Raw genomic sequence first — 19128 nt, 5'->3', positions numbered from 1 at the left:
TTCCGGTGATTGGAGGTTCAACAGGTGGGGTCAGCGGGCGGCGGAGTGGGGTGGGCTCGTGGACACGTATCCGGGCCAGGGACCTCGTGCGGCGGTAGGGGTGGCTGCGCGGCTGTATCGCGGGCCGGCCGGGCGGGAAGGGCGAAGACGCGCAGGAAGAACTGAGCGAGTGGCCCGATCGACAGGGCGTACAGCAGCGTGCCGAAACCCACCGTGCCGCCCAGGGCCAGACCCGTGACCACGACCACCACCTCGACCGAAGTCCGCATCAGACGGATCGACCGTCCAGTGAGCTGGTGCAGACCCGTCATCAGACCGTCCCGCGGGCCAGGGCCGAACCGCGCCGCGATGTAAAGGCCGGTCGCCGCACCATTGAGCACGATCCCGCCGACGAGCACGGCGCCACGGGCCACAAGTCCGTGGATGTCCGGCAGCAGGGCGAGGGCGCCGTCCATCGCCACGCCGACAACGATGACGTTGGACACGGTGCCGAGCCCGGGGCGCTGACGTAGAGGTATCCACAGCAGGAGCACCAAGGCGCCCGCGATGATCGACACCACGCCGATGGAGTATCCGGTGAGCTCCGCCAGGCCCTGATGCAGCACATTCCACGGTTCGAGACCCAGGCCGGATTCCACGAGCAGCGCGGAACTCGCTCCGTACAGCGCCAGCCCCGCGTACAGCTGCAGCAGGCGGCGGCCGAGCAGAAACCCCATACCAGACACGAAGCACTCCTGTGGTGGTGGCGGCCTATACAGATGAAGTCACGACAGCTGGCCTGATTCCGACTTCCATTCCATAGTCGCCATCAGCATTAATGACTGCAAATGAATCATTTTGCTACCCATGAGCAATGTGAGTGATACTGCTGAAATGGAGCTACGACAGCTGGAGCACTTCCTCGCGGTCGCGGAAGAATTGAGCTTTACGCACGCTGCCCAGCGACTGCATGTCGTGCAGTCCGGGGTCTCCGCCGCCATCCGCGCCCTGGAACGTGAACTGAGCTGCCGCCTGTTCGAGCGCTCAGCGCAGGGGGTACGGCTCACCGGAGCCGGGGCGGCCCTCCTGCCCGAGGCGCGTGCAACTTTGCGCGCCGCGCAGGCGGCTCAGGACGCAGTACGGGATGCGCAGCACACGCTCCGCGGCAGTGTGAGCGTGGGCGCCATGGCATCGGTACAGGTGGTCGACCTCCCCGCCCTGCTCGGGCGGCTCCACGCCGTCCACCCAGCTGTGGAAGTCAGGCTGCGACTGTCCACCACCGGCTCGTCAGGCTTCTCCCAGGCACTGATCAGAGGGGATCTCGACGTCGCTTTCCTTGCGCTCCCGGGAAAGAAGCCGGCCGGGATCGACGCCCGCGCACTGAGCACCGTGCCCTTGGCCCTCGTGGTCCCCGCCACCCATCGACTGGCAGAGCAGCAACATGTGACACTCGCCGACCTGCAGGATGAACCGTTTGTCGACTCCCCGCCGGGACACGGCAACCGTGAAGTGGTCGACCGCGCCTTCGTCACAGCCGGGGTCGAACGCAAAGTAGCCTTCGAGATCCCCGACTTCGCGATGGCCGCAGCCCTGGTCCGCAATGGACTAGGCCTGACCTTCCTGCCTGCCTTCGCAGTCCCCCGTATGCCCGAACTACGCGTGCTCGAAGTCCATGAGTGCGACCTGCGCTGGACCACATATCTGGGCACTGCCTCGAACCGCCGGCCGAGCTCAGCACTGCAGGCGCTCATGGACCTCGTGGACGATCACGCCCTCTCATTGGAACGGTTGGTCGCCGCCCCGGAACACCGGGCAACGCCACAGGAGTAGGCCAAATCCTTGGCCGCGGTCGCGCACGCGTCCTCGTTGATGTCGACGCCGACGACGTCGAAGCGGGTCAGACCGAGGACCGTCCTCAGTCCCTCGCCCCAGCCGCCGGGGCCGGCGCACAGCTCGATGACGCGTTCCGGCTCGTCGTCCTCCCAGGGGAGCAGCCAGCGGCCGGGCCATGGTGCGGCGATCTCGTCGAGTTCGGCCACGACGTGGGCGGGTATCGGGGCGCCGGTGTGCTTGTAGGAGAGTGCGGTGACGACGACGCTCTCTTGGGCTGCGGTCAGCTCGGACACGAGTGCGGTCTCTTTCGCTTCGGGTCTGTGGCGGTTGCTCTCCACCAACACTCGGAATAGTGCAGCAGACGTCACACGTGACCCATTGATGCAGTTCAAGGAGAGATGAGTGGTGTGAGCTGTATCGAAGAGAGGGAGCGTGAAACGCGGAACGGGGCGCCGGTAGGCACTGACAATGAAGGGGCAGGGCGGCCGATCGCATAGGTAGAGGCGCGCCCCTTGAGAACCGAGAGGCGTACGTAGCCACGAAGGTAGCCACGGGAGCGGCTTCCTGGGGCGTTCATGCAGGTCATAGCGTTGCGGTGATTCTCCCCGGCGTACAGTCCGACTCGTCTGCCGCTACGGCCCTGACCTGGGGTTATTCCCGGGGCGGGGCGGGGCGGGGCGGTGGCGTCCGGCTACGCCGACGAAGCCCTCGTCGAACTCGAAGCGATCCGCCCCTCCTGGCCGACGCTTTCGGGGCCCGATCAGCGCAAGCCCGCAACCTCGACAAGCAGATCACCCGTCTGCGTGGTTCCAGCTGATGGTGATGGTGGGTGTGTGGCGGGGCGCGGCAGCCTGATGACGGAGGTGGGCTGGCCTTCTTGGTTCGTCCTGCGTTCACCGAGGTGAACCGTCCGGCCCCGAGGCGGCTTTGAGGTGCCCGGCGAGCTGCTGGAAGGTGGCAAAGGAGTTCGGGTCGGTGCCGCCGCCCAGGCTGTAGTGGAGTGCGGGCCGGGCTGTGGGGCCGAGCTGGGCGGGGCGCAGGCCGCCCTGTGGGTGCTGGGCGTGCGTCAGGCCGATGGCGTTCACGGCGTCTGAGCCCAGGGTGAAGGAGAGGGGTATGGGTGGGGCCTGGAACTGGGGTGGGATGGTGAGGTCTCGGCGGGCGGTACGGAGCGATGTGAGCATGGAGGCCAGGCCGTGGTCCGTGGCCAGGGTCTCGGCCAGCGGGGTGATGGCGTCCAGGGGTGGGGCTTCGTCGGGGGCGTAGCCGAGGGTGAGGGTGATGTGTTCCTCGATGCCTGCCGAGGTGTGGGTGATGCGGGTGGTGGCGATGGCCGGGCGGTCCGGGGTGCCGATGGTGGTCAGCCAGGTGGGGATGTTCTTCTGGGCGCGGGTGCGGGCCAATTCGGTCAGCTGACGTCGGGACCAGGGCAGGGCGATGGGTTCGGCTGTGGACCAGCCGGCCGGTGGGGTGCCGGTGAGGGCCTGCCACGCCGCTTCCAGGGCGCCGCCGAGCAGGAGGTGTTCGTCGGCGGGGTGGGTGGTGTGGAGGGAGAGGAGTAGTTGGCGTTCGCCCAGCGGGGACGGTGGCGGCTCGGGTGTGAATGCCTTCGCGATCCGAGCGGCTCCCTCCGCGGACTCCACCGGCGTGAAGTGGCCCTCCTGCCAGTGGAGTTGGACCCCGGACAGGCCGTCGTAGTAGCCGCAGTCGGGGTCCTGGACGACCCAGCGGTTGGGGTGGCCGCGTAGTGCGTTGCGGGTGGGGAGGGTGAGGCTGGTGGGGGGTGGGGTGACGATCTGCAGGGCGCGGTCGGATGCGGACGCGGTGCGCAGGGCGTCGGCGAGCCAGCTGGTCATCGCGACGACGGGGCGGTCCTGGATGACGACCGCGGCTTTGTCCGTGAGGACGTCGACGGCCGGTGGTATCGCTTCGGGTGCCGGTGTGGCGGTGGCGGTCTCGGGGGTGAGCGGGACGACGTCGGTGTGGGCCGCGTCCGGCGGCCAGACCGTGCCGCCCAGGACGGCCGCAAGGCGTCCGGCGAAGGAACCGGCGAGTCGTCCGCCCTCTTCGACGGCGGTGGAGGCGCGTGCTTCGGTCCACCAGTAGGGCACGCCGGGGGCGCCGGCGTCGGCTCCGAGCAGGCGTTGTGCCTCGCCGGGGACCTGGATGAGCAGCGGTGCTTCGACGGAGACCAGAGGGCGGCCGTTCGGGGCGCAGAGCTGGACGACTGCCCCCTCGGCCAGGGAGTTGACGCCCAGGTCGGGGCCGCCTGCGAAGAGTCCGGCGAGCAGGGTGTTGATGTCGGGCATTTTGGCGGTGAGAGCGATGACGTCCTTGGTCACGGGCGTTTGTTCTCCGCGGTGTCGTCGGCCTCACGGGGTTGGGCGAGGGCGGTTTGGATGAGTTGGTGGCGGCGGCCTCGGCGGATGAGGGTGCCGCGGCCGGGGGGTTGGGTGGAGGCGTAGAGGCCGGGGAAGAGTTGGCCTTCGGTGCGGTCGCCGGTCATGAGGAGGGCGGTGGTGCCTGTTTCGCGAAGGGTGGTGAGGAAGGGGTCGTACAGGGCGCGGGAGGCTCCGGCGACGCGGCGGGTGACGATGAAATGCAGGCCGATGTCCTGGGCGGATGAGATGTAGGGCAGGAAGGGGGCCAGGGGTTGTTGGCCTGCGGTGGTGAGGATGTCGTAGTCGTCTACGAGGATGACGATGCGCGGGCCGGTGAAGGCCGGGGTGTCGGTGATCGCGTCCGGGTCGGCGGTCTCGGGCAGGCGCTTGTCCAGTTCGCCCGCGATGCCGTTGGCGAGGGCGGTGGCGAGTTTGGCGTTGTGGGCGTAGCCGCCGCGGTAGGGCTCGGGGATGACGCCGCGCAGGCCGCGGCGGGGGTCGAAGACGCCGAAGACCAGGTCGTCGTCGCTGTGGCGGTCGATGAGCTGGCCGGTGATGAGCTTGAGCAGGTTGGTCTTACCGCATTCGTTGTCGCCGAGGATCAGGAGATGCTGGTCCTGCCCGGTCAGGTCCAGGAGGGCGGGGGCGAGCGCGTCCTGGTCGACGCCGAGGGGGATGCGGGAGGGCTCGGCGGTGAGTGAGGGCAGCTTGGTGGCGGGCAGGGCGGTGGGCAACACCCGCACGGGGGCAGCGAGTTCGCCGTGCCAGCTGGCGCGCAGGGTGCGGGCGGCACGTTCCAGGGCGGGGCCCAGGTCGTCGGCGGTGGGTTGGCCGTCGATGCGGGGCAGGGCGGTGTGGGCGAAGAGCTTGGCGTCGGTCAGGATCCGGCCCGGAGTGTCGGCGGTCAGTGTCTCGGACAGCTTGCGGTCGACGCTGGAGTCGGAGGGGTCATTCAGGCGCAGTTCGACGCGGGTGCCGAACATGGACTGGGTGGCGATGCGTACGTCGTTCCAGCGCAGCATGCCCGCGACGATGTGGATGCCGTAGCCGCTGCCGCGCTTGAGGAGGTCGGCGACGGTGTCGTCCAGGTCGGCGAACTCGTCGCGCAGTGCGCCGAATCCGTCGATCAGGAGCACGATGTCGGTGGAGCCGAGTTCGCTCAGTTCGCCGCGTGCGCGCAGGTGGCGCAGTTGGTCGACCGAGTCGATGCCGTGCTCGCGGAAGAGTTCTTCGCGCAGGGCGAGTTGGGCGCGGACCTCGGCGACGGTGCGGGCGGCACGCTCGTGATCGGCGCGGCCCGCGATGCCGCCCACGTGGGGCAGACCGGAGAGTGCGGAGAGTCCGCCGCCGACCAGGTCCAGGCCGTAGAGGGCGGCCTGATGGGGGGTGTGGGTCAGGGCAAGCGAGAGGGCGAGGGTGCGCAGCAGGGTGGTCTTGCCGGACTGCGGGCCGCCGATGACGGCCGTGTGCCCGCCGGCGACGGTCAGGTCCAGGACCCAGGGCTTTTGCCACTGCCGGGCCGGGTCGTCAAGGACGCCCAGAGGCAGCTGCATGGGTCCTGCGCCGGCGGCCAGGTGCAGGCCTCGCTCGGAGGCCTGTACGGGGCCGGCGGCGGCGTCGAGCGAGGTCGCGGCGGGCAGCGGCGGCAGCCAGATGCGGCGTACGGGTGGGGCGGCGGTGCACAGTTGGTCGACCATGGCGGTCAGGACGGTCGGGCCGGTCTCGCGCTCCCGCATAGAGGGTTCTTCCGGCGCACCGGTGGTGGGGTCCTGGCCGGTGTTGAAGGTGGGATAGGCCCAGGCGAGGGGCTCTTCAGCAGCCGGGTCGTGGTGGGTGGGGCCGCGGTGGGCGCCGGAGACGTAGCCCGCCTTGAAGCGTTCGTACGTCGATGTGTCGACCTTGAGGTAGCCGAAGCCCGGTAGCGGCGGCAGCTGGAAGGCGTCCACGGTGTCCAGGACGGTGCGTGACTCGTCGGCGGAGAAGGTGCGCAGGCCAAGGCGGTAGGAGAGGTAGGTTTCCAGGCCCTTGAGCTTGCCGGATTCGATGCGCTGGCTGGAGAGCAGGAGGTGCACGCCGATCGAGCGGCCGATACGGCCAATCGAGAGGAACAAGTCGATGAAGTCCGGCTTGGCGGTAAGCAGTTCGCCGAACTCGTCGATGACAACGAACAGGTGGGGCAGTGCCTCCAGCTCGGGCTGCTGAGCGCGCAAAGCGGCGTAGTGGCCGATGTCGGCGACGTTGCCGGCGTCCTTGAGGACCTGCTGGCGGCGCTTGACCTCACCGGCGAGGCTGGTGTGGACGCGTTCGACGAGACCGGCCTGGTTCTCCAGGTTGGTGATGACACCTGCGACGTGCGGGAGTCCGGTGAAGGGGGCGAAGGTGGCGCCGCCCTTGTAGTCGACCAGCACGAGCGCGAGGTCTTCGGGGGAGTGGGTGGCGGCCAACGCGAGGACCAGGGTCCGCAGGAGTTCGCTCTTGCCGGAGCCGGTCGCGCCGACGCACAACCCGTGCGGGCCCATGCCCAGTTCGGAGGACTCTTTGAGGTCCAACAGGACTGGTTCGTGGCGGTCGTTGAGGCCGATGGGAACACGCAGGAAGTCGCGCTCGCTGCGTGGTGCCCACAGCTGGTCGAGGTCGAGGGCGGCCGGGTCGTCGATGCCGAGGAGGGTGGGGAAGTCGACGGGGCCGGAGATGGGGGTGCCTTCGGCGGCGGACTCGGCCGACAGGCTAAGGGGGGCGAGCATGCGGGCCAGGCCTTCGGCGCCCGCGATGCTCATCGCGTCCGCGGTGCCGTGCCCGGCCAATGCGTCGGGGGCACGCAGGTCTTCGACGCTCACCTGGTCACCGTCGACGGTGATCCGCACGCTCACCTGATCCGGTTCGTGCACCTGCTGCTCAAGCAGATGCAGCACGGTCACGCCCATGCCTGCGAGGTCGACGGCCGTGTCGGGGCGCGGGAGTTCGGTGGCTGTGTCTCCGTGGCAGTCGCTGACGACCAGGAGCCGGTCGTTCATCCGAAGCGCGTTGCGGTCGGACAGGCCGCGGCGTACTTCCGCGGCGTAGGAGGAGCGGCGCCGCAGATCCGGGGCGCACTCCCGGGCCAGCTGCGCCACGCTCGGCGCGATGCGCCGGGCGGCGACCGGCCCGTCGTCCTGCTGGGCGTCCAGGACGTGGGGCAGCCACTTCGCCCACTCCCACTCCTCCAGGCGCTCACCGGGCACGCCGAGCGCGATGGCGACATCGTCGGGGGCGTGTGTCACCGCGGTCTGGATCAACAGGGCACGGGCGACGCGCAGTACGCCGTCCCGGTCGCCGATGATGCTGACATTGCCCGCCCGGTCCAGTGGCGCCACCAGCGGGAAATCGGTCGCGGTGGTGAACCGGTGCTGCAGCGCACGCGCTTCGTTCAGCATGAACGGGTCGGGCGGGGTGAGCACGCCGCTGCCCTGGTTCTGGCCGATCGCCAGGGCCTGTACGGGTACGTCGCCGGTGCCCAGCCGCACCCGCAGGAAATCCGCGTCAAGACGGCGCCGCTCCCACAGCCGGGCCGGGTCACGTACGAGGTCGTACAACGCCGCCGGCGGCGGGTTGAGGACGCGCGCCTGTCGCCGCAACTCCCGCTCGGCGGCGCCGAGTTCATCGCGCTGCTCCTCGACGTACTCCAGATAACGCTCGCGCTGGGTACGCCGGGTGCGCTGGGCCTTGCCCCGCTGGGACAGGAACAGTGCCACCGCGCCCAGCAGGGCGAAGACGAGGACGATGGCGCCGATGGCGGCGAACTGGCTGTTGCGGATGACGGTCATCATCACGACCGAGCCCATGACGCCGGCCATCGGAAGCAGCGCGGTGGCCGCGTTGCCCATCTTGCCCTCGGGCAGGTTCGGGGGTGGCTCGATGGTGCGTTCCGGGGCAGCGGCCGGTGGGCGGGTCGAACGGGCCGGGCGGTGTATGAGGTGTCGGGTCATCGCACCCGCACCGCCCGCTGCATCGCTTCGGCGGCCAGGTGGACGGCGGCGTCGCGGGAGCTCTGGCTGAGCATGCCGGTGTGGATGGGGCCTCCTTGGGCCAGATGACGGTCGTAGGGGAGCGGCACTACGGCAGCTCCCGTCTCGCGCAGGTGTGCGGCGGCCGTCTTCAAGTCGAGCGTCGTATCGGGGGAGTTGGCGGACAACGCGACCACGGTGGTGGCAAGCGCCGAGTGCGGCAGCTGAGCCAGCCAGTCAAGGACCAGGCGGGTGCCGTTGACGCCCTCGGCGGTCATCGGGGCGACGACGACGCGGGCGTGGGCGGTGTCCATCGCGGTGCGTGCCACTTCGCCGGGCAGCGTCTCGCAGTCAACCACCGATACCGCGAAGTAGCGGCGCAGGGCGAGGGTGACGGTGCGGTAGGTGGGTACGTCGAGCGGGGCGCCGACCCGCCCTTGGCTGGCGGGCAGCATCCATCCGCCGTCGGTGACCGGCACCAAGTAGCCGGTGACATCGGTGAGTTGCATGGCCGGGCTGAGGATCTGGGCCAGATCCGCGCAGGCCCAGCGCACGGACTCCGCGCCCAGGCGGACCGGCAGGGTACCGAGCGCGGCATCGGCCTCCAGGGCGAGGACGGGATCGTGCCGGTAGTGATTGAACGTCCGGGCAAGGAGCGCGGAGACGGTGGACTTGCCGACGCCGCCGCGGATGGAGGTCACGGCGATGACCCGCCCGGTGGTGACCGGCTGCTGCACCTCTCGGGCAAGGCGTGTCTGCTCGGCGACCTCCTGACCGGCCGATGCGGTCAGCTTGCGCAGCGTACGACCGGTGCGGCGTGCCGCGGAGTCTCCGTGCTGGGGGCTGCCCAGGGCGCGGGCCAGGCGCGGATCGACGGTGGGTATGGACTCGGGGGTGGGCATCGGGAGACGAGGATCACGGGCCGCGCTGCGTACGGGACGGGTCGGGGCAGTCGGCTGAGGAGCCGGCCCTGGGTCCGCGGGTGCTGCACTGGCCGCTCTGCGGAGAGCGACAGTCGGCTCGACCGCCGGGCTGGTGCTCGCGCCCAGATCCCTCAATACGTTCCGCTGCCAGTCGTTTTCCTGAGCCATGCCGCACCCCTACGCGAAGGTGTCGAGCAGTCGCCCGTACACACCGAACACCCCGATGACCAGAGGCAACAGGGAAATCACCCCCACCGACTCCAGCACGTCACCGACACGGCGAAGCCGCACCCGCACATGCTCGGCGGGCTGCACCGCAAGCACCACCAGAGGAATCAGGGCCAACACGACCAGCAGAGCCATCGGCCCCTCGGCACCCGACCGCTCCGTCCACACCCCGACCAAGCCCACCACGACGACGGCCGAGGCGGCGAACAACCCCACGACTTCGGCGACGAGCGGATAGGCCCGCGCCCGCAGCGCAAGGACCACAGCGGTGACCGCAGCCACCAGGACGGTCCACACCGAGGGGGCACGCAACACCAACACTCCGGCCGCCGCGGCAGAGACGGCCAACACGACGGCGGCCAGAGCCAGTCCGCGATGCGTGGCACTCAACGCGGTACCCACCTGATAACGGCTCACCGAAGCCCCACCGGTACGCCGGTCATCAAGCCCCGACAACCCCGACGCCATCAAGGCAACCCGTGGCAACACCCCAAGTACCACCACCGACACGACAGCGAGCAACGCCCCCATCCGGGCCTGCTCGACCCCGGTCCGAGCACCGTCCTGCAGCGCGAAGGCCGCTTCCCACAGGACCAGACACCCCAGAGCGGCCACAGCGCCGATCAACGCCCCCCGCCCCAGCGGCGAAAACCACCCCAGAAGCAACAGCACAAGTACGGCGTCGAGAGCGAAGCCCGCCACGAGCACCGGGTTCCCCCAGGCATTCGCATCACCCAACGCCCACATGCAGAGCGCCCCCGAGGCACCGGCGGACACGATCAAGGTGGTGGCAAGTCCGGCCTGCTTCCGCCACCCCAACAGAGCCCCGGCAACACCCAGCACAACGGCGACAGCTGCCAACGCCTGGCCCGCCGCCGCCAACTCGAACTCGCGGGCGGCCAACACCCCGGCCACCACCACCCAGAACACAGTCGCCAGCCCGGCCACAACCCGCCGAGCAGAGGGCCGCCACCGCCAGGCCCGCACATCCAGATCATCAGCAGCTTCATCGGTGACGTCATGCACCACGGGCGCGGACGGCGCATCCTCGACACGCACCAGCCGCAACACGGCACCGTCCGGCACACCGGCCGACTCCAGGGTCCCGTCGTGCGCCAGTGCCGAACCATCCGCCGTAACGAGGTGCCGCAGCATGGGCCGGGGCCCGGCCTGATCGCCGAGCAGCCGCATAACTTCGGGAATCAGCAGGCCGATGGGCTCCTGGGAAGGGAGCACGAGGTCCACCCGCCGCTGCTCTCCCACCAGAGTGACCCGGCTCAAGGCCGTACGGCTCGTACTGCTCGTGCGGCTCAACGGCTCGGCAGATATCACGCGTTCGAACCAATCATCGAGAAGAAGGGGTTGCAGAGGGAGAAGGGGCCGGCGACGAAGCCGGGGCGGAAGGTGAGGAAGAAGGCACGGAGGAGCTGTAAGGGCTCTTCCCGATCAGCCGATGCGAAATGAACGACCACCCCACACACCCGGCACACAAGACGGCCGCGATCACGACCCCGGCGAACACCTTTCCCAACCGCTCATCGACTGTGCGCCGCTGCCGCTGCGCCCCGAACAACAGGGCATCCCGCAGCCGCCGACGCCGAACCGATACCGACTCCAGCAACTGACTGTCGTAGTCCTGAGCTGCCACGATTTCCCGTTTCCGTTTCGCTGGTCGGCCAAGGGTTGGGCATGGCCGGTGGGGCGAGCCCTATGTGTCGAATTCGCCAACCCAGTTGCGATGCAAGAGGGCCTTGGGCAGGTACTCGGACTCGATCTCGATCGGAAAGTCGGCATCGTAGGCCATGCAGGAAACTGCCAGTGGGCCGAGGGCCACCAGACCGTCGCTGCTGAGTGAACGTGCTTCGTCACTGGTCCAGTACTGCTTGTGCCAAGTGAGAGCCTGGGCCAGTGATGCATTGAAGCGTTCGATGTCCTGACGTTGGTACAACTGGAAGAGCTCAAGCGGAGGATAGAGGATCTGGAGCATCAACTCGCGGTTAGGTGTCTGGGTGACCCCGGGATCGGTTCCGTTGACCGCGGAGACCAGGCTGTCCCACATCTCCGTAGCTCTGCCGAACCAGAAGCTCTGCAGAGCTTCCACCCAGTCGTAGATGTACTCGTCGAACACTGCGTCGGACTCGCGAAGGAACGACACCGGCACCTGCATCAGCCGTTCCAGGCGCTTATTCTCACGACAGATCGTCGCCAGATACACCGAGGTGACCCAGGCTCCTGCATGTGTATAGGGCGTCGGGCCGGTCGCGGGGAGGTTCTTCACCTGTCCGGCGCTCCCGATGCGGCACGGCACGGGCTCCTCGGCGGCCGCAGCGGAGTCGAAGATGGCGGAGCCGACCTGCATGGCCGTGACCCAGGCCTCCCACGTCTCGAACTTCGCCCCTCCCGAGTCGCTCGCACAGTACGACTTGGCTACCGTCAATGTGCTGCCCAGGGCCCGGGACCGTGACATTCGCGACTCTTCAAGTCGATCGAGCACCCGGTTGGTGCTGTACAGGAGCCCCGGCAAGTCTTCCGCGACCTTCCCGGCGGGAAAGCCGTGGCGGGATACGCTCGTGACCACCGATTCACTCCTCCTAAATCACTGCACCAGCGTAGGTGCCCGCGTTCTCGTTTGCCTGCACGAGGACGTATTTCAGCTTCCCATCCTCCAGTGTTTCGAAGAGGCTATCCGCAGTACCAACTCCCGAACGGGGGCCGAGTCGGCGGACGGCCTGGGCCTCGGCGTTTGTTGACCAGGTCGGAGTAGCCAGCGCAGCAGTGTGCCCGGAGTGACGAACAGGTGCCCTCGCAGAGGCTTGGGCAGCAGCCGGGCCAGTGCCGCAATCACCGCCCGGTCCGCCCATGAGGATTGTGGGCGGCCAACCTGGCGGCGGAGGACAAGTATCTCCGCTTCTTGGACGCCTTCGATCGGCAAGTAACGTCATCCATCACACGAGCTGCAGGAAGGTCAATTACAGCAGTTGCAGAGCCATGTCACAGGATCTCGCCCTGCCCGGTCTCGATCGCAAGTCCGAGGTCAGCAGCGGGAGCCGAGTTTCGGGCACCCACAGGCGCCTGAACTGGATGGATGACGTTGTCGGCAGGCGCAGAGCCGGAAGAACCTCCTACAGCTTCTGCAACGATGTAGCGCAGCTACGTCATAGGTGCCGCATTAGACGTTGGTATCACCCTGTTACATCGGCGGGGCAGGCTGCTGCTCTCCGTCTCCGAACAGATACTCATACATTTTCTGGAGGTAGGTGTACAGGGACTCTTCGTTGTCGAACTCGACATCTGTGAGTCGTTCGTAGTCGCCAACGGAAAGTTCTCGCGTGCGAAGTACTGTTGCGAGCCCGGTGTTTACGGCATCGACATATTCTTTTCTGAATGCGTGCAGCGTTGGGCGCAGGTCTCCACTTACGTCAGGAGCTTGCTCCATGTTGAGATACACCTTGATAAACTTCTCGAGTTCCCTGTTCATGAGCAACCTTCGGTGGGGTTATGGGTGACGGCCCGGTGCAGGGTCTGCGTACATAGTTATGAGCTTCCAACTTCCATCGCGAAAACGGTAAACCGGGAAAATAGTTCCGTTCTCGAAGTTTACCGGCAGGAACTCGTTCAGGTCAGCCGGGTTCCGATAGAAGCCACTGAACCGCTTGTACCCGTCGGGGCCTAGAATTGCATCTATCGGCACGCCTGCGTCCGGAGGCTCGCCCGTACGCGATATTTCCTCTCGAAAATATGCATCGGCTCTTACCATGTCCTCTGCGCTGTCGAACCGTGTAGCGTATGGGCCAACATTGTGCACGCCGCCGTGCACACCATCGACAGTAGTTCCGGTGATGGGGTCGATATTGTTCTCTGACTTGACATGCCCAGCCTTATTGGAGTTAGGCCCGAAAAATTTCGGGTCTCCATTGGGGTCGAGCTTGGGCGTGCCCAGGCGGTTCTGAAGAGCGGCCTCATCTGGATAGAGATGCCGCCCGGGAGCGTGTCCCTCCCCGCCCTGCTGGTCATCGAGCTCCTTGATGCGGTCGTCGACGGCTTGGGGATCCAGTTGTGATTCGCCATTGGTCGCGGACGACCAAGAGGGCAGGGAGCCGTCGCCTCCGAGAGCTTCTGGTGCGGCGCTCCCCGGGCCCTGTGTATGTCCGGCAGCGTGGGTACCAGCGTTACCAGAACCATCTGTGGTGGGGGTGGAGATAGATGTGTCTCCCCCGGAAGAGCCCTGCCCCCCCGAGCCGCGTGCATCAGCATGATGGCTGGAGGCTGTCGATGGCTGATTGCGTGAGCTGTTGTTGGCTGCAGCCCCGTGGCTGGCGTGGGGCGGAAGGTTCTCGCCCGCTTGGGCACTGGCTTCCGGCGTTCGCGCGCCTGCGCCGACGAGGGCGGGCTCGCGCCGGGGAGGTGCCGCTTCGGGCTCTGCCAGCTGGTTTGCCGACGGCTCACGCCGGACCGGGTTCGTGTTTCGTACGCCGTTCTTGCTGTCGATGAACTCGCCGGATGCGACCACGAGTTTGTCCCCGTTGGGGTACTCGATGACGCTCTGTGTGGCCCTTGATGCGTCGGCGGTGGCATTGGCGGCGCGAAAGCCAGCACTGATCTCGGAGACCTTCGGGAGGACGCGGGCCGCTGCCCCGACCGTTTTGGCGGCTGCGCCGATGGGGTCGATGATCTCGCCGACCTTGGCGGCAGTTCCGGCCGCGCGGGCGCCGGCTCCGGCCTTGCCGGCCGCACCTGCCTTGGATGCCGCGCCCAGAGGGCCAGCGCCAAGGGTGGCGAAGTTGAAGAGCACGGTGGCCGTGGCCTTGGCCGGGTTCACCTGCCAGTCGTCCCAGGCGACGAATGACTTGCCGAACTCTTTCGCGTACCCGCGCCCCTCATCGGTGAGTTCCTGCCACCGCGGGCTGAAGGGGCTGTCCTCCCGGTTGCCCGTGGGGTCGGTTGCGAAGGAGCCCAGGCCCATGAACACCTTGGCCAGGCCCTCGCGGGCGGCCCCGCCCTCCTCGCCGGGGCTGAAGAGGGTGACCAGGCCTTCGACGGAGCCAATCATGTTGTCTTGGACGAGACTGACCCCGAACTGTCCGAGGTGGTAGTCGATCCCAAAGGGAAGCGCGGTGTGGTGCTCCGGCGTGCCCCAAGGCAGGGACGTGGCCTCGTTGAGTTGGTCGGCACTGAAGCCGTAAGGGTTCTTCTGCTTGGGGCTGCCGTCGTTGATATGCCACTGAGTACCACCGACCGTGCCCGTGATCTTGTCGGCGGCTGCCACCTCGGCCCGCTGAAATGCCGCAACCGCCGCGTTCACGCTGTTCCACAGACCCTGGTGTTCGTCGACCTTGTCCTGGTCTTTCTGCCAGGAGGAGAAGGCGCCGTCGTCGCCCTTGACGGACTCGCAGAATATGGCCGCTTGGTGGCGCAGCACGTCAAGCTGTTTGATGATCGGACCGACCGAGGCTACATAGCTGGTCAGGGCCTCTGCCACCGTCTCCAGCTTTTCTGCGAAGGAGTCCGAGCCTTCCTGTACCGCCTGGGTGGTACCGAACAATTGCCCCGCCTCGGGGGCTTTGTAGGAAGCGTCCAGGTGCTGGAAGCGGTTGTGCACGTCGTCGCCGCGGTCCCGGATGGCCTTTGCGGCTCGGCGTGCGAGGATGATCTCGCGCTCCAGCTCGACCAGGTCGCCGGTATAGGTCGGTACGTCGTTCGGGCTGATCACTTCTCGGCGCCCTTCTTGCGGGCGGCTTCGAGTACCGCGGTCACGTCAGGGGCCAATGTGGCCTGGCGCTGAGCGTTCCACGCCTGCTCCAGCTCACCCGCCAGGTAATGGTTGGTGGCCTCGATGGCGCCGTTGGCCGAGTTGCTGGCGCGCAGTGTCAGAGACACCACATCCCGCTCGGTGCCTTGGACGAACTCACCTAGCGCCACGGCCACCAATCCCGCGACCTTGTCGCCGCCGCCCGCGCTTTCACCGTCGAATGACAGCGTGCCGGCCGACGTCATCGCGCCCTGCACGCTGTTCCCGTACAGCCTGATGCCCGCATTGAGCCCGTTCTCGGCCTCACGCACCCTGGAGATAACCGACTGAACTCCAGCAGGCGCGATGTCCCACCCCGTCACACCAACCCCCGTAACTCAACTGACTGGTAAGTCCCTCGTCCTGTCGACCCTGGCCGCTCGCTGCCGTTGTTCAGCCGATGTTGTCGACGGCGGCGCGCGCCCGTGCGAGCGTCGACTGTGCGGTGCCGTCGTTCTGTTCCAGCGTGGTGCGTACGAGGCGGATGATTTCCCGTACCTCGTTGGCCGCCTTGTTCCAGCGGACTTCCTTGCCGTGGTAGTCATCTGACACGCCGTCGGCCTGGTAGTCGGCCATCGCGGCCTTCACGGCGCGGTCACGGTCACCGAGCACCCGCTCCAGCTGACCGATGATGATCTGCAGGCCGCCCTGCACGTCGGCCGAGGCGCCGGTGTCGTAGGAGCGACGGTCCTGGTTTCCAGCCATGGCGAAGTTCCCCCTGCGTGGTGAATTGTCGTGGTGTGCGAGTCGGCCGTCTCAGTTCAGCCGGAGAAGCGGGCACTGTCGAAGTTGGCCGCGCCCATGTTCTGGTGGGCGTTGTCGGACTGCTCCTGGTCACCGGAGCCGAACGCGGTGTCCATGCCCGCCTGACCGCCCAGGATCGAGGACAGCGCCCCGTTCAGATCCGAAGTGATCTCATCGGCCCGCAGTTTGAACGAGTCGAAGGTCGCCTTGCCCGCCCCGTTGAACTTGCCCTCCAACGGCTCGGCCGCCTGGATCAGTAGTCCGATCAGCGTCCCGAGATCGTCACTGGACCCCACGGTGTTCTTCCCCAGCACCGCGAGAGTCGTGTCTCCCATGTCGAACTTCACGAACCCACCCCCGTATATCCCCAATTGTGTGGTGCGCTGTGGGCGGCCCTGCCGTCACGGCATCCACATACGTCACTCACACCCCGTAGTGTATCGAACATCCTGTCCCATAAGGCGTTGCATCCGCAACGTAGTTGGGGGTGAGATGGCGTGATCTGTGCCATGGCGTGCGCCATGCAGGGGGCCTGCTGTTATGGCCAGAGCAGAGCTCGACGGCTGCAGTTGCGCTGGTAGGAGTGCTGTGCCGCCGCACATGTAGCGGGCAGATGGGCCGCTGTCCTGGAAGGTGCAATCAGAGGGTCGTGGGCATGAAGGGCGCCGAGTACGGTTGCCATGGCTGAAACCGCATGCGGAGCTGTATTCCGGGGCGGGCGTTACGCGATGGCGGCACCATCATGCAGGTACCGGGGGACGCCGTCAGAAAGGGCTGCCAACGCGGCGTCGAGCCGGTGCTGCAACCGCTCTCGCAGCGCCGCCACAGCCTCTGTAGCCGGGGCGAATCTCAGCTCGGACAACTCTTGATCGTGTGGCCGCAGACCGGTGACCTGGTCCTCGTCGAGGGTTCCACCATCGAAGATGAGGGCGAGCTGGTCGTCCCATGGCCCATGCGGAGCCACCCAGTCGATGACGAGCAACCGCAACGTCCGGATGTCGAGGCCCAGTTCTTCCTTGAGCTCCCGACGTGCTGCGTCGTCGGGGGATTCGTTGGCTTCGACCATGCCTCCGGGCAGGTCCCATCCTGGCTTGTAGGTCGGATTGACCAGGAGAATCCGACCGTCCTTGTCCCGCAGCACGATGTCGGCCGCGACTCGCTTGCGGGCCTGGGTGGCGTTTCCTTCGGCGAGGTAGGCGTTCCAGGCGACGGGGTCTGCTGGGGTGGGCCTCATGAAGCAGTACCTTTCCCGGGCGGCGTGATGATGTCGGCGAGCAACAGCATTCTGGCCCGTTTCGCATCGTCGAATCGCTCCAGGAGGTCTCGTACTGGGGGATAGCGACGGTGCGGGACCAGTGGTTTGCGCAGGTCCTCGAGTTGGTGGATGAGGCGAACCGATCCGAGGGTGGGATCCGCGGTAAGAAGTCTGAGGCCGGTGTCGACGGCAGCGTCCAGCTCGTCGCGGTGGAGGTGGATGCGTACCAACGTGATGCGACTCAGGGCCAGGGAACGGGCCCGACCAGACTGCCGCAGGGCGATGGCGCGCTCGGCATGAACCAGTGCCTGCTCGTACTGCTCCATGTCACGCAAGGTGAGTGCTGATTCGCTGGCCAGGGCCGCGGAGTCGAACGGGCTGAGCCAAGGGTGTTTGGCCTCGGCGGTGGCTTCGAGAGCCTGATGTGCTTGATCGAGGGCGTGGGCTGCGCGGGCCGGCTCCGATGCGGCGGCCAGTGCCCTGGCCGACATGGTGTGCAGCCGGGCAGTGAGCGCGGGGATGCCTGGGTGTTGTCCGGTTAGGTCGAGGCCGGTGCGGGCCCAGTGGGTTGCCGCTGCGGTGTCGCCGGTTTGGAGGGCGAGGTGGCTGTTGCTGGCGGCGATGTTGGCGGTCAGGGGAATGTTGCCAGAGGTGTGGGCGAGGGGGAGGGCGCGGGAGAAGTGGCGGGCAGCGAGGCCGTCGCGACCTGAGTCGTGGGCCATCCAGCCGGCCATCTCGGTCAGGGCGGCTGCCGCGGCGAAGACCTGGGGATTGCTGTCGACGTCGACGAGGCGCTGGGCGACGTTGTGGCTGAGGTGGCGAATGACCGCACCGTACAGACGCCCACCTCCGGCCTGCCGGTCAGCGCCCCGGAACGCATCCACCGCCGTCAAGTCATCACCTTCCGGCGGCAATTCCAGACTGTTCAGCATGGGCCGGGCTGGGACGGTCTCCCAGCGCCGCGTGGCGAGCCCGAGGAGCTGGCCGGGAATGTGGAGGGCGTCCGCGATCTGCTCGAAGATGGCGAGCTTCTCCACGCGGCTCTTGCCGTTCATGTAGTCGTAGAGTCGGCCCTGGGTGATGTCGACAGCGGACGCAATGCGCCGAGTACTGATTCCACGGTGGTTGAGCAACCGGAACAGCGCTCCCATGTCGCGCTGTGTGCACGCAGCGAGGAGTCGCTCATCGCTGAGAAGTCCGGCGACGACCTCGCGCGGATCTCGCTGTGTACGGTCCATGCACATCTCCCCGTACGGCGTGGTTCGAGACTATGGCCAACGAGCCAAAGGTGACTTCGACTTGGGGTCACCTGGCGGAGTCACACAGGCCGTGGGTAAGGGAATTTACTGAGTTCCGCCGTTCGGATCCGCGTAATCCGCGCGTATTCACCCTGCACGGCGCGAACAGGGCCGTTCTCCTCTCCGCACTACGGAGTGGAGACGACCCACTCCACCCCCTGTCCGAGGAGCAGTCCTCATGACCACCCGACGAACCCGCGTCGCTGTAGCTGGAGACCCTTCCGCTGTGGCCTACGCCCGTGACCGCATCCTGATGCAGGCCATCGAGTGGGACGTGCCGATAGAGGGAGATATGCGGGACGCGGTCGAGCTGGTCGCCTCGGAGCTGGTCACCAACGCGGTCGTGCACAGTGAAGGCATGGTCATGGTCGGCCTCTACTACCACCCGGAGGAGGGGCGACTGCTTCTCGTCGTCCACGACGGGAAGTCCGAACCGCCCCGCCGCCAGCATGCGACAGCCGACGACGAGAGCGGGCGTGGCCTGGCCCTGGTGGATTCTTTCGCTTCTCGGAATGGCTGGGAGCTCACCGAGCGAGGCAAGAAGGTCTGGGCCGAGTTCGATGTCTCCGTTCACGCGCAGGAAGCTGGCCGAACAGATCCGTTAGGGCCGCGGCTGCAGGCCGTCCCATCGGCCAGCACTCCGACGAAGCGCGACGCCACGTTGAGACCGGCTACTCCGGCTCGGTCGTCGCGTGATCGCTCACTGTGAGCCGTGC

Annotated in this window: 17 protein-coding genes; 2 read left to right on the top strand and 15 right to left on the bottom strand. The window is 67.2% G+C overall.

What is annotated here, in order from left to right; all coding sequences use genetic code 11:
* Nucleotides 1–17: 17 nt before the first annotated feature.
* Nucleotides 18–716, bottom strand: a complete 699-nt coding sequence (locus ABXJ52_RS10945; protein ID WP_367048968.1) for a hypothetical protein — start codon at nt 714–716, stop codon at nt 18–20.
* Between the two features lie 130 nt (nt 717–846).
* On the opposite strand from ABXJ52_RS10945, the gene ABXJ52_RS10940 reads away from it, so the two are divergent.
* Nucleotides 847–1809, top strand: a complete 963-nt coding sequence (locus ABXJ52_RS10940) for a LysR family transcriptional regulator (RefSeq protein WP_367041382.1) — start codon at nt 847–849, stop codon at nt 1807–1809.
* On the opposite strand, the gene ABXJ52_RS10935 is transcribed toward ABXJ52_RS10940, so the two are convergent.
* From ABXJ52_RS10935 to ABXJ52_RS10870, 14 genes are all read right to left on the bottom strand, one after another.
* A complete protein-coding gene (locus tag ABXJ52_RS10935) occupies nt 1746–2105 on the bottom strand; it encodes a hypothetical protein (RefSeq protein WP_367041381.1) in 360 nt (119 codons plus the stop codon). The genes ABXJ52_RS10940 and ABXJ52_RS10935 overlap by 64 nt on opposite strands.
* A gap of 600 nt (nt 2106–2705) precedes the next feature.
* Nucleotides 2706–4154, bottom strand: coding sequence for a DUF6177 family protein (locus ABXJ52_RS10930; protein WP_367041379.1), 1449 nt, complete (start codon nt 4152–4154; stop codon nt 2706–2708).
* On the bottom strand, nt 4151–8158 hold the full coding sequence (gene eccCa / locus ABXJ52_RS10925) for a type VII secretion protein EccCa (protein ID WP_367041378.1): 4008 nt from the start codon (nt 8156–8158) through the stop codon (nt 4151–4153). Before eccCa ends, ABXJ52_RS10930 begins: the two co-directional genes overlap by 4 nt.
* Nucleotides 8155–9078, bottom strand: coding sequence for a type VII secretion protein (locus tag ABXJ52_RS10920; RefSeq protein WP_367041376.1), 924 nt, complete (start codon nt 9076–9078; stop codon nt 8155–8157). Before ABXJ52_RS10920 ends, eccCa begins: the two co-directional genes overlap by 4 nt.
* 198 nt (nt 9079–9276) lie before the next feature.
* Complete coding sequence (gene eccD / locus ABXJ52_RS10915; RefSeq protein WP_367048966.1) at nt 9277–10641, bottom strand: type VII secretion integral membrane protein EccD; 1365 nt, start codon at nt 10639–10641, stop codon at nt 9277–9279.
* Nucleotides 10642–10672: 31 nt separating this feature from the next.
* Nucleotides 10673–10975, bottom strand: a complete 303-nt coding sequence (locus ABXJ52_RS10910) for a hypothetical protein (protein ID WP_367041374.1) — start codon at nt 10973–10975, stop codon at nt 10673–10675.
* 60 nt (nt 10976–11035) lie between these two features.
* Nucleotides 11036–11905 (bottom strand): immunity 49 family protein, encoded by an 870-nt coding sequence (locus ABXJ52_RS10905; protein ID WP_367041372.1) that lies wholly within the window; start codon nt 11903–11905, stop codon nt 11036–11038.
* 612 nt (nt 11906–12517) lie between these two features.
* Complete coding sequence (locus ABXJ52_RS10900) at nt 12518–12805, bottom strand: hypothetical protein (protein ID WP_367041371.1); 288 nt, start codon at nt 12803–12805, stop codon at nt 12518–12520.
* 18 nt (nt 12806–12823) lie between these two features.
* Complete coding sequence (locus ABXJ52_RS10895; protein WP_367041369.1) at nt 12824–15037, bottom strand: hypothetical protein; 2214 nt, start codon at nt 15035–15037, stop codon at nt 12824–12826.
* On the bottom strand, nt 15034–15438 hold the full coding sequence (locus ABXJ52_RS10890) for a DUF6507 family protein (protein WP_367041367.1): 405 nt from the start codon (nt 15436–15438) through the stop codon (nt 15034–15036). The genes ABXJ52_RS10895 and ABXJ52_RS10890 overlap by 4 nt, the downstream gene beginning before the upstream one ends.
* Before the next feature lie 70 nt (nt 15439–15508).
* Nucleotides 15509–15820, bottom strand: a complete 312-nt coding sequence (locus ABXJ52_RS10885; RefSeq protein ID WP_361461276.1) for a pore-forming ESAT-6 family protein — start codon at nt 15818–15820, stop codon at nt 15509–15511.
* A gap of 56 nt (nt 15821–15876) precedes the next feature.
* On the bottom strand, nt 15877–16206 hold the full coding sequence (locus ABXJ52_RS10880; protein WP_367041364.1) for a hypothetical protein: 330 nt from the start codon (nt 16204–16206) through the stop codon (nt 15877–15879).
* Between the two features lie 374 nt (nt 16207–16580).
* Nucleotides 16581–17093 (bottom strand): NUDIX hydrolase, encoded by a 513-nt coding sequence (locus ABXJ52_RS10875; RefSeq protein WP_367041363.1) that lies wholly within the window; start codon nt 17091–17093, stop codon nt 16581–16583.
* A complete protein-coding gene (locus ABXJ52_RS10870) occupies nt 17090–18352 on the bottom strand; it encodes an XRE family transcriptional regulator (protein ID WP_367041361.1) in 1263 nt (420 codons plus the stop codon). The genes ABXJ52_RS10875 and ABXJ52_RS10870 overlap by 4 nt, the downstream gene beginning before the upstream one ends.
* A 238-nt stretch (nt 18353–18590) precedes the next feature.
* Here ABXJ52_RS10870 and ABXJ52_RS10865 point away from each other — a divergent pair, with 238 nt between their 5' ends.
* On the top strand, nt 18591–19121 hold the full coding sequence (locus tag ABXJ52_RS10865; RefSeq protein ID WP_367041359.1) for an ATP-binding protein: 531 nt from the start codon (nt 18591–18593) through the stop codon (nt 19119–19121).
* Nucleotides 19122–19128: the final 7 nt, after the last annotated feature.

It is taken from the genome of Streptomyces sp. Je 1-332 (assembly GCF_040730185.1).
Lineage (GTDB): Bacteria > Actinomycetota > Actinomycetes > Streptomycetales > Streptomycetaceae > Streptomyces.
The sequence above is the reverse complement of the archived record's forward strand: the minus strand, read 5'-3'. Positions and strand labels throughout refer to the sequence as shown.

Bases quoted from the DNA above. Each gene is read 5' to 3' on its own strand.
- ABXJ52_RS10945 (WP_367048968.1), bottom strand. From the start codon at position 716: ATGGGGTTTCTGCTCGGCCGCCGCCTGCTGCAGCTGTACGCGGGGCTG.
- ABXJ52_RS10940 (WP_367041382.1), top strand. From the start codon at position 847: ATGAGCAATGTGAGTGATACTGCTGAAATGGAGCTACGACAGCTGGAG.
- eccCa (WP_367041378.1), bottom strand. From the start codon at position 8,158: ATGACCCGACACCTCATACACCGCCCGGCCCGTTCGACCCGCCCACCG.
- ABXJ52_RS10920 (WP_367041376.1), bottom strand. From the start codon at position 9,078: ATGCCCACCCCCGAGTCCATACCCACCGTCGATCCGCGCCTGGCCCGC.
- ABXJ52_RS10900 (WP_367041371.1), bottom strand. From the start codon at position 12,805: ATGAACAGGGAACTCGAGAAGTTTATCAAGGTGTATCTCAACATGGAG.
- ABXJ52_RS10885 (WP_361461276.1), bottom strand. From the start codon at position 15,820: ATGGCTGGAAACCAGGACCGTCGCTCCTACGACACCGGCGCCTCGGCC.
- ABXJ52_RS10875 (WP_367041363.1), bottom strand. From the start codon at position 17,093: ATGAGGCCCACCCCAGCAGACCCCGTCGCCTGGAACGCCTACCTCGCC.
- ABXJ52_RS10870 (WP_367041361.1), bottom strand. From the start codon at position 18,352: ATGGACCGTACACAGCGAGATCCGCGCGAGGTCGTCGCCGGACTTCTC.
- ABXJ52_RS10865 (WP_367041359.1), top strand. From the start codon at position 18,591: ATGACCACCCGACGAACCCGCGTCGCTGTAGCTGGAGACCCTTCCGCT.